Raw genomic sequence first — 2,982 nt, forward strand, 5'->3', positions numbered from 1 at the left:
GGGTTGTCGGGGGACAATCTGACGGGGTTTGGTGCTTTTAATACGGGTAGCGGTAATGTGGGGTTGTTCAATTCGGGTACCGGGAATGTGGGGTTCTTTAATTCTGGTACGGGGAACTGGGGGTTGTTCAATTCGGGGAGTTATAACACGGGTGTGGGTAATTCGGGGGTGGCGAGTACTGGTGTGTTCAATGCGGGTGGTTTCAACACGGGGTTGATGAATGCGGGCAGTTACAACACCGGTAGTTTCAATGCCGGTGATGCCAATACCGGCGATTTCAACCCGGGCAGTGTCAACACGGGCTGGTTGAACACCGGTGACACCAATACCGGGCTGGCCAACTCCGGCAACGTCAACACCGGCGCCCTCATCTCGGGCAACTACAGCAACGGCACCTTATGGCGAGGCAATTTTCAGGGATTGCTCGGACCTTTATCAACCGGATTGAACGTCCTTCCGCAAATGCCGCTCAGCGTCGATATCAACGGCGGTGTCGGTGCCATAACCATCCAGCCTATCCACATTCTTCCCGAGATCCCGATCAACATCCACGAAACCCTCTACCTCGGTCCCTGGGTCGTGCCGCCCATCGACGTCCCAGCAATGACGTTGGACATCGGAATACCGCATGTTTCGATCGGACCGATCAAATTAAATCCCATCACCCTGTGGCCGGCTCAACACGTCGACTACAATGCAACATTCGCTTGGCCGATATCGACCGTCACCATTCCGGGAATTCAGCAGGTCGCGCTTAGTCCCTCCCCAATCCCACTCACGTTGATCGGCCCAATTCATATCAATACCGGCTTTTTAGTCCCGATCACTTTCAGCTTCGATACTCCGGCACTCACGCTCTTTCCGAATGGTGTCAGTATCCCCGACACACCGCTCTCCCTGGCTCTCGGCATGACGGTGGGCACTGATGCTTTCAGCATCCCCGGCTTTTCGATTCCCGAGCAGGCGATTCCGTTGACCATCGACTTGGTCGGGCATATCGACGCGCTCAGTACCCCGGCTATCACGATCGACTACATCCCCTTGAATCTGCAGGCGACCGGCCACGCCGGCCCCGTCGGCATCCCGGGCATCAACGTTGCGGCCATGCCGGGATTCGGGAATTCGACCATCGCCCCGTCATCGGGTTTCTTCAACAGCGGTGCGGGTGGATCGTCGGGATTCGGTAACGTCGGCGCGCACCTGTCAGGTATTGGCAATGTCGGTGCGCAGTTGTCGGGGTTGTTGTCGGGAAGCGGCCTGGGAAACATCGGCAGCGACAATTTCGGGTTGGGCAGTTTCGGCTGGGGCAACACCGGTATCGGCAATTCGGCAGTTGCCCACACGGGCATTTTCAACACGCTTGGCATCGCTCAGAGCCCAGTAGTCTTCCCTCAATCGCTGAACTTCGGCACTATCTCCGAAATTCCCGCCGAACTTCGGGTGCTAGGCGCGATAGGTCCCATCCACGTCGAGCCCATCCCGATTCCCGAATTCAATGTACACGTGACCGGAGGCTTCATCGGACTGCGCGAGTTCACTCTCCCGGAGATCACCATTCCCGCGATCCCTATTCACCTGTCGGGATTCCTTGAACTTCAGGGCTTCCACGTGTCTCCGACGCCAATACTTCCGGCATTAGACGCGAGCCTCTCGGCGATGATGAATCCGCTGTCATTGCCGAGCCCATTGATCACACTAGATAACTACGGTCCGCCGTTGGGTGGGCCCGGCGCAAAATTCCCCGTCGCACCGTTCTACCTCAGCATCAGCGATCTGAAAATAAACGGGCCGATGATCGGCGGTGGAAACCCGGGAGTCGTCACCCCGCTCAGCCTGCCGTTCAATCTGTCCACGACCCCCCTGACCTTGTTCCCCACCGGCGTCACTATTCCGGACCAAACACCGCTGAGAATCAACCTGTCCGGCGGCCTCGACAGCATCACTCTTTTTCCGGGAGGCCTGAAGTTCCCGGAAAACCCCTTGGTCAGCCTCACCAACTTCTCCCTCGGCACCAGTGCATTCACCATTTTCCCGCAGGGTTTCACGATCGACAGCATCCCGGTGGACCTGCACACCAGCCTCGGTATCGGCCCCATACCGCTCGGCTGGGGATACATTCCGCCCTCGCCGGCGAACGGGCCCATTGCGGCTGTCCCAGGTGGGTTTGGAATCACCAGCGGCCTTTTCCCCCTGCACTTGACGCTGACCGGCGACATCGGCCCCATCAGCATCCCGGCTACCCCCGTGCTCGATGCAATAAAACCTCTCCTGGCTGTCACGGGAAACATCGAAATCGGCCCGTTCACCCTCCCGGATATCCCTATCCCTGCGGTCAACCTGAGCCTCGACGGAAACGTCGACCTCAGCTTCAGCGCTCCGGCCACCACACTTCTTTCCGGCCTGGGTATCGCCGGTGGCCTGGATATCCCGCAAATACAAATTGCGTCTCTTTCCACCCAGCCGGCCAAGATTTATATGGCGGTCGGCAATACACTTATGCTGTTCGATTTCAGGGACGGCATCACCCTTAATCCCATTATTATCCCGGGCAGCTCCATTCCATTCAGCATGGCAGAACTAGGTATCCCGTTCGGCGGTTACAGTAATTCCATACCGATCAATCTGTCATTCGGATCCCAGGCTTCGACCATAAAGTCGATGGTCTTGGATTACATCCAGCCGATCAACCTGTCCGTCGACCTCGAGGCCATGTCGCTGCCGGCCACCGTCATTCCTGCAATCCCACTGAACATGGACCTCATCACCCCCGTGGGACCCATCAACATCCCGATCATCAGCATGCCGGGCTCGGGCAACTCGACCTCCACCCCCGCATCGGGCCCCTTCGCCGGGTTCGACATCTCAGGCCTGAACTTCGGTTTCCCGAACGCCGGGGAGAGCCTTTTGAGCCTGTTCGATGGAAGCTTCGCGAACAGACCAAAGCCGACACCCAAAGGGCTTCCAAACGGGTGAGAAACAAAT

At 57.8% G+C, this 2,982-nt stretch carries 1 protein-coding gene; it reads left to right on the forward strand.

What is annotated here, in order from left to right; all coding sequences use genetic code 11:
* A partial coding sequence (locus A5636_RS09770; RefSeq protein WP_172827199.1) for a PPE family protein occupies nt 1-2,973 on the forward strand: 2,973 nt, incomplete at its 5' end.
* Between the last annotated feature and the right edge of the window lie 9 nt (nt 2,974-2,982).

It is taken from the genome of Mycobacterium asiaticum, assembly GCF_001673315.1.
Classification (GTDB): domain Bacteria; phylum Actinomycetota; class Actinomycetes; order Mycobacteriales; family Mycobacteriaceae; genus Mycobacterium; species Mycobacterium asiaticum_B.